Annotated in this window: 7 protein-coding genes; all 7 read left to right on the top strand. The window is 55.6% G+C overall.

What is annotated here, in order from left to right; translation table 11 throughout:
• Positions 1 to 11 precede the first annotated feature (11 nt).
• The gene (gene miaB, locus ABWP27_RS11160; RefSeq protein WP_353156708.1) at positions 12 to 1352 is read left to right on the top strand and encodes a tRNA (N6-isopentenyl adenosine(37)-C2)-methylthiotransferase MiaB; all 1341 of its coding nucleotides are present in this window, start codon (positions 12 to 14) and stop codon (positions 1350 to 1352) included.
• Between the two features lie 38 nt (positions 1353 to 1390).
• Complete coding sequence (locus tag ABWP27_RS11155; RefSeq protein ID WP_353156701.1) at positions 1391 to 2476, top strand: PhoH family protein; 1086 nt, start codon at positions 1391 to 1393, stop codon at positions 2474 to 2476.
• Positions 2463 to 2942, top strand: a complete 480-nt coding sequence (gene ybeY, locus ABWP27_RS11150; protein WP_353156700.1) for an rRNA maturation RNase YbeY — start codon at positions 2463 to 2465, stop codon at positions 2940 to 2942. The genes ABWP27_RS11155 and ybeY overlap by 14 nt, the downstream gene beginning before the upstream one ends.
• Before the next feature lie 108 nt (positions 2943 to 3050).
• Positions 3051 to 3938 carry a CorC family transporter gene (locus ABWP27_RS11145; RefSeq protein WP_353156698.1) on the top strand — a complete coding sequence of 296 codons (888 nt, stop codon included), beginning with the start codon at positions 3051 to 3053 and terminating at the stop codon, positions 3936 to 3938.
• Between the two features lie 96 nt (positions 3939 to 4034).
• The gene (lnt, locus tag ABWP27_RS11140; RefSeq protein ID WP_353156706.1) at positions 4035 to 5543 is read left to right on the top strand and encodes an apolipoprotein N-acyltransferase; all 1509 of its coding nucleotides are present in this window, start codon (positions 4035 to 4037) and stop codon (positions 5541 to 5543) included.
• 71 nt (positions 5544 to 5614) lie between these two features.
• Positions 5615 to 6532, top strand: a complete 918-nt coding sequence (gene glyQ, locus ABWP27_RS11135) for a glycine--tRNA ligase subunit alpha (protein ID WP_353156695.1) — start codon at positions 5615 to 5617, stop codon at positions 6530 to 6532.
• 20 nt (positions 6533 to 6552) lie between these two features.
• Positions 6553 to 8000: glycine--tRNA ligase subunit beta (gene glyS / locus ABWP27_RS11130; protein ID WP_353156704.1), on the top strand; the 1448-nt coding region annotated here is incomplete at its 3' end.

Below are 8000 nucleotides of genomic sequence, written 5' to 3'. Positions count from 1 at the left end.
CCCCTCACCCCATGCAGAAAAAGATATACATCAAGACCTTCGGTTGCCAGATGAACGAGTACGACTCGGACAAGATGGCAGATGTGCTCAACGCTTCCGACGGCTTGATCAAAACCGACAAGGCGGAAGACGCCGATGTGATCCTGCTCAACACCTGTTCGGTGCGTGAAAAAGCACAGGAAAAAGTTTTCTCCGACCTCGGCCGTCTGCGCGAATTGAAACTGCTCAAGCCAGATCTGATGATAGGCGTCGGCGGTTGCGTCGCCTCGCAGGAAGGCGACGCGATCGTCAAGCGCGCGCCTTACGTCGATCTGGTCTTCGGCCCGCAAACCCTGCATCGCCTGCCGGAGATGCTCAAGCAGCGCCGTTCGACCGGACGTTCGCAAGTCGATATCAGCTTCCCGGAAATCGAGAAATTCGATCACATGCCGCCCGCCAAGGTAGAAGGTGCGACTGCCTTTGTGTCGATCATGGAAGGTTGCAGCAAATACTGCAGTTACTGCGTCGTACCCTATACGCGCGGCGAAGAAGTTTCGCGCCGTTTCGACGACGTGCTGACCGAAGTCGCCGGACTCGAAGCGCAAGGCGTGAAGGAAATCACGCTGCTGGGCCAGAACGTCAACGCCTATCGCGGTGAAATGGCGGATGGCGAGATTGCCGATTTTGCGCTGCTGATCGAATACATCGCCGAGATGGAAGGCATAGAGCGGATACGCTACGTCACCAGCCATCCGAAGGAATTCACGCAACGCCTGATCGACACCTATGCCAAGGTACCGAAACTGGTCGATCATCTGTATCTGCCGGCACAGCACGGTTCCGATCGCATCCTGGCAGCGATGAAGCGCGGCTACACCTCGCTCGAATACAAATCCATCCTGCGTCGCTTGCGCGCAGTGCGGCCGAATATTTCGATCTCGTCCGATTTCATCGTCGGCTTCCCTGGCGAAACCGATGAAGATTTTGAAGCGATGATGAAGCTGATCACGGATATCGGTTACGACAACAGTTTCAGCTTCATTTTCAGCCCGCGCCCGGGTACGCCTGCCGCCAATCTGGCAGACGACACGCCGCACGAAGTCAAACTCAAGCGTCTGCAACGCCTGCAAGCAGTGATCGATCAAAACACGCGCCGCTACAGCGATGAAATGGTCGGCTCCGTACAACGCATTCTGGTCGAAGGTCCATCGAAAAAAGATGCGGACGAATTGCAGGGTCGCACCGAAAACAATCGGGTCGTCAACTTTTCCGCCGGACCAAACGCAGCGCGTCTGATCGGTCAGATGGTGGACGTCAACATCACGCAATCGCACGCATACACATTGCGCGGCGAACTCGTCGTTAAACAGTAAGCTTTATTTTTAGCGCGCAAGCGCGTGTCCAGCCAAAATTGAAAACCAAAACTGCCGTTCAACCGCTGTATTTCATTCCCGAACCGCTGGATAACAAGCGGCTCGCACATCTGTGCGGTCCGATGGATGAAAACCTGCGACAGATTTCCGCCGCACTTGATGTCACGATTTTCCGTCGCGGCGAGAAATTTATCGTCAGTGGCGGCAACGGCGCACGCGCACTGGAAATTCTCGAACAGTTTTACCAGGTGGCCGACAAGATAGTGCCGCTGGAAGAAGTACAGCTGGCATTGGTCGAACAACGCGCAGCACTGGCCGAACCTGAGTTAGTCATTCCCGCCGCAAAAAAAACGGCAGGCAAAACCATCGGAAAAAAAGTCGTCGAATCCGTGACCGATGCGCCTGTGCTGAAAACCCGCCGCCACGATTTGCGCGGCCGCACGCCGCATCAATTGCAGTACCTGAAGGCGATCATGGATCACGACATCACCTTCGGCGTCGGCCCGGCCGGCACCGGCAAGACCTATCTGGCCGTAGCCTGCGCAGTCGATGCGCTGGAACGCGATGCCGTCAAGCGCATCATCCTGACGCGCCCCGCAGTCGAAGCCGGTGAACGTCTGGGATTTCTGCCTGGCGACCTGTCGCAAAAAATCGATCCCTATCTGCGTCCCTTGTACGATGCCTTGTATGACTTGCTCGGTTTCGATCGCACGCAAAAAATGTTCGAGAAACAGGCGATTGAAATTGCGCCATTGGCCTATATGCGCGGCCGCACATTGAATCACGCTTTCGTCATTCTCGATGAAGCACAGAACACCACGCCGGAACAGATGAAAATGTTCCTGACCCGGATCGGCTTCGGCAGCAAGGCTGTGATTACCGGCGATATCACGCAGATCGACTTGCAGCAAAATCAGAAAAGCGGCCTGGTCGAAGCCATCGACGTTTTGAGCGACGTGCGCGGTTTGGCATTCACACGTTTTTCCAGCGCCGATGTTGTGCGTCATCCACTGGTCGCGCGTATCGTCGATGCTTACGACGATGCCAGACAACCCAAAAAACGCACCGCAACAAAATCAGCAACAACAGTAAGGAAGGCAGCGACAAAAAATGCAAAAAAATAAACTTTTTCTATCTGTGCAGTATGCCGACACACGTCTGCAAGAAATACTGCCCCGCCCTTTATTGCGCAAATGGATAAAAGCCGCACTGCTGGCACCAGCGAAAATCACGCTGCGCTTCGTCGATGCGAAAGAAGGTCAGGAATTGAATCGCAATTATCGCGGCAAGGATTATGCAACCAATGTTCTGACGTTTGCATACAACGAACCAGATAGCAATAATGAGTTCAATGATTTTCTCTATGATTTCACGCAAGCCGACATTATTTTGTGCACAGACGTTTTGCAACGCGAAGCGGCCGAGCAGAAAAAAACGCTGGAATCCCATGCCGCGCATCTGGTGATACACGGCGTGCTGCATGCGCAAGGTTACGATCATGAATCGGATGAGGAAGCCGAAGAAATGGAAACGCTGGAAATTGAATTTCTGGCCGCGCTCGGTTTTCCCAATCCGTATATCGAAGTGTGATCATGCTGCACCACGGTAGAATACCTTCTGCCGTATTTTTGGAATTGCAGATATTTGTTGTATCCTGACAGCTGTTGAAACCACCACCCGCAACGGCTTTTTCGCCATATGCAAGACAATCCCAATAGCGGCAAACCCGGTGAAGCCAAACCGCACCGATCCCTGTTTGAACGCCTGACCGCACTGATCGCCCCCGAACCTGACAGTCGTAGCGAACTGCTCGCCATCCTGCATGACGCACACGAACGCAATCTGATCGATGCCGATGCACTGGCAATGATAGAAGGCGTGTTCCAGGTATCCGAACTGTCGGCACGCGACATCATGGTGCCGCGTTCGCAAATGGATGTGATCGACATCACCAAGCCCGTCGATGAATGGCTGCCCATGATGCTGGAAAACGCACACTCGCGCTTCCCTGCCATCGAGGGCGAACGCGACCAGGTGGTCGGCATTCTGATGGCCAAGGATTTGCTGCGCTACTATGCAGGCGCACCGTTCGATGTCCGCCAGATACTGCGCCCTGCCGTCTTCATTCCTGAATCAAAACGCCTGAACGTATTGCTGAGCGACTTCCGCGCCAAACACAACCACATGGCAGTCGTGGTCGATGAATACGGCGGCGTGGCGGGATTGATCACGATCGAAGACGTGCTGGAACAAATCGTCGGCGACATCGAAGATGAATACGATTTCGATGAAGAACAGGACAATATCCTCGCCATCAAGGCAGGCGAATACGGCCCGCGCTGGCGCATCAAGGCACTGACCGAACTGACGCAAGTCAACGAAGAACTCGGCACCACTCTCACCAGCCAGGATGTCGATACGCTGGGCGGCTTCATCACCAACCATCTGGCGCGCATGCCGCACAAGGGCGAGGTTATCGATATCGATAATCTGCGCTTTGAAATACTGCGTGCCGATGCGCGACAAATCCACGTACTGCTGGTGGAAAAACTTCCCGCTCCCGATGCGGATGCGCTTGATGATTGATTGCGCGGCGTACGGGATGTCCATCCATCGCGTTACCACTCACTGCTCGCACACGTGAGCACATCGCCTCCCTTGCGTCTGCAACCTGCGACAGCCATGCTGCTGGCCTTGCCGGCCGGCGCACTGAATGTTTTCGCCTTCGCGCCTGTCGGCTGGTGGCCGCTGCAAATTATCACGCTCGCACTGCTGTTTCATCTGGTATTGCAGGCACCTACCATCAAATCCGCGACCCTGACCGGCTGGACCTACGGCTTCGGCTGGTCGGTCTGCAGCGTGTACTGGCTCTACATCAGCATGCATCAATACGGTGGCATGCCGGCACCTATGGCTGCATTGGCGGTAGCGCTGCTGGCCATGCTGCTGGGTGCATTTTTCGCCCTCGCTACCGGCTTTGCCGCCTACTTCAAACACAGACGGCATGCTTCCACAACGATACTGTTGCTGCTGGTCTTTCCTGCCTTGTGGATGTTCTCCGAATGGCTGCGCGGCTGGGTGCTGACTGGCTTCCCGTGGGTGGCATCCGGTTATGCGCATACCGACAGCCCGCTTGCCGGCTTCGCACCGTTGATCGGCGTGTACGGCCTCGGATGGCTGGCAGCATTGCTGGCTGGTTGCCTGGCATTGCTGCCAACGAAAAAATCTGCGCTGGTCTTGATGATCGCGATTTTCGCAACCGGCTTCGCACTGCATTCCATCAGCTGGACTGCGCCGCACGGCGCGCCCATTTCAGTTCGTCTGTTGCAAGGCAACGTCCCGCAGGAAATCAAGTTCGATGCCGAACAGGCGAACGTGACGCTGACGCTGTATGAAGACATGATACGCAACGCCCCGGCAGATCTGATCGCCACGCCGGAAACCGCACTACCGCTATTGGCGCATCAATTGCCGGAAGACTATCTGCCGCGTCTGGCCGAGTTCGCCACCGCGTCAAGCAGCCACCTTGCCATCGGCATCGCCGTCAGTGACGGGCCACAGCAATACGCCAACAGCGTAATCGGCATTTCGCCCGCCAGCGCCAGCCGCACCGTCCCCGCACTCTATCGCTACGACAAGCATCATCTGGTGCCATTTGGCGAATTCATCCCGCTCGGCTTTCGCTGGTTTGTCGACATGATGCACATTCCGCTCGGCGACTTTACACGCGGCGCAGCATTGCAAGCGCCGTTTGCCGTCAAGGATCAATGGGTATTGCCGAACATTTGTTACGAGGATTTGTTCGGCGAAGAAATTGCCGGCCAATTACGCGCCGGTGCAGCATCCAACCAGCCGGTCGCCACGCTGCTGCTGAACGTTTCCAACATCGCCTGGTTCGGCGATTCGATCGCCTTGCCGCAGCATCTGCAGATTTCACAAATGCGCGCCATCGAAACCGGCCGCCCCATGCTGCGCGCCACAAATACCGGTGCCACCGCAGTCATCAATCCGAACGGACAAGTCGTGGCGCAGCTCAAACCGTTCGAGCGTGGCGTACTGACGGCATCGGTACAAGGCTATAGCGGCCTTACGCCTTACGTTTTGCTCGGCAATACCGCTATCGTGCTGCTGGCTTTTGCGCTATTGATCGCCGCCTGGCGTATTACGCGCAGAAGCCCTCATCCCCTCTAAAACCCGGTAAAATTCAGGGTTTCGGCAACGCCGCCCTTACCCGTACCGGGTAATGCAAAAATTCAAACAAGATGCTCACATTCCAACAAATCATTCTCACGCTGCAAAAGTACTGGGATGCGCAAGGCTGCGCACTGCTGCAACCGTACGACATGGAAGTCGGTGCCGGCACTTCGCACACCGCCACCTTCCTGCGCGCCATCGGTCCTGAACCATGGAAAGCGGCCTACGTGCAACCATCACGCCGGCCGAAGGACGGACGTTATGGTGAAAACCCGAATCGCCTGCAACACTACTACCAATTTCAAGTCGTACTGAAACCGGCACCGGCAAATATTCTGGAGCTGTATCTGGGTTCGCTGGAAGCGCTGGGTTTCGATCTGAAGCAAAACGATATCCGCTTCGTTGAAGACGATTGGGAAAATCCGACGCTGGGCGCCTGGGGTCTCGGTTGGGAAGTCTGGCTCAACGGCATGGAAGTCACGCAGTTCACTTACTTCCAGCAAGTCGGCGGCATCAACTGCAAACCGATCACCGGCGAAATCACCTACGGCCTGGAACGTCTCGCGATGTATCTGCAAGGCGTCGATAACGTCTACGACCTGAAATGGACCGAAGGCCTTTCCTACGGCGACGTCTACAAGCAGAACGAGATCGAGCAATCGACCTACAACTTCGAGCACAGCGATGCCGATTTCCTGTTCACTGCTTTCGGCGCACATGAAAAACAGGCGCTCAATCTGATTGATAACAAACTCGCGTTGCCGGCTTACGAACAAGTATTGAAAGCTGCGCATACCTTCAATCTGCTGGATGCGCGTGGCGCCATTTCCGTGACTGAACGCGCTGCCTATATCGGCCGCATTCGCAATCTGGCACGCAGCGTTGCACGCAGTTACCTCGACAGTCGCGCCCGCCTCGGCTTCCCGATGGCAACACCTGAACATGCCGCCGAAGTGCTGGCGCAAATCGAAAAAGAAACAGCATGAGCAACAGCGTAACTACCGGCATGGATACCAAAAATTTATTAGTTGAACTGTTCGTCGAAGAACTGCCGCCCAAGGCATTGAAGAAAATCGGCGACGCTTTTGCGCAGACTTTGCAGGCATCGTTGAAAGCGCAAGGCCTGTTATCTGCAAACAGCGTGCTGACGCAATTTGCCTCGCCGCGCCGGCTCGGTGTGCACCTGACACAGGTTGCCGAACAGGCCGATGACAAACAGGTAATGCAAAAACTGATGCCGGCCAGCGTCGGCTTGACCGCAGATGGCCAGGCCACACCGGCATTATTGAAAAAACTTGCCGCTCTGGGTGCGAACGAATCTGCAGTCGCCGACTTGAAACGCGAATCCGATGGCAAGGCTGAAGTATTGTTTTTCAACAGCATCGTCACCGGCATCATACTGGCCGACGGCTTGCAAAAAGCACTCGAAGAAACCCTGGGTAAACTGCCTATCCCCAAAGTCATGGGATACCAGTTGGCCGATGGCTGGGAAACCGTCAACTTCGTGCGTCCTGCGCATGGTCTGGTGGCGCTGCACGGTGCCGACGTCATCAACGTTTCCGTGCTCGGCCTCAAAGCCGGCAACACGACTCACGGCCACCGCTTTGAAGCGGGAATCGATCCGGTCTACATCCGCGATGCGGACAGCTATGCAAAACAAATCGCGACTGAAGGCGCGGTCATCGCCAGCTTCGCCGAACGACGTGCAGAAATCGTGCGCCAGCTCACTGCAGCAGCGAGCGAAGCCGGCAACAATCTGACGCCAATTGAAGATGAAGATTTGCTGGATGAAGTAAGCGGTTTGGTCGAACGTCCGAATGTATTGATAGGCCAGTTTGAAGAGGCATTCCTCGCGGTACCGCAGGAATGTCTGATCCTGACGATGAAGGCCAATCAGAAATATTTTCCTCTGCTCGATAGCCAGGGCAATCTGAGCAACAAGTTTCTGATCGTCTCCAATATTCGTCCGGCCGATGCCAGCCTCGTCATCGGCGGCAATGAGCGCGTCGTCCGCCCACGCCTGGCCGATGCAAAATTCTTCTTCGACCAGGATCGCAAGAAAACCCTGGCTTCGCGTATCGCCGGCCTGGACAAAGTTGTTTATCACAACAAGCTAGGCACGCAAGGCGAGCGCATTGCACGCGTGCGTGCCATTGCACAAGCTATCGCAGCCAAACTCGGCATCGATGCACAACAAGCCGATACTGCGGCACAACTGGCCAAAGCCGACCTGCTGACCGATATGGTCGGCGAATTTCCTGAACTGCAAGGCATCATGGGACGTTACTACGCCTTGCATGACGGTTTGCCAGCGGATGTAGCCGACGCGATTGAAGATCACTACAAACCGCGCTTCGCCGGCGATACACTGCCGCGCAATCCGGTCGGTATGGTGGTTGCTCTGGCGGACAAACTGGAAACCCTGGTCGGCCTGTTCAGCATCGGACAAATCCC

Origin of the sequence: Herminiimonas fonticola (assembly GCF_040395855.1) — a bacterium.
Taxonomy (GTDB): Bacteria; Pseudomonadota; Gammaproteobacteria; order Burkholderiales; family Burkholderiaceae_D; genus Oxalicibacterium; species Oxalicibacterium fonticola_A.
This window is presented reverse-complemented; position numbering and strand designations above follow the sequence as displayed.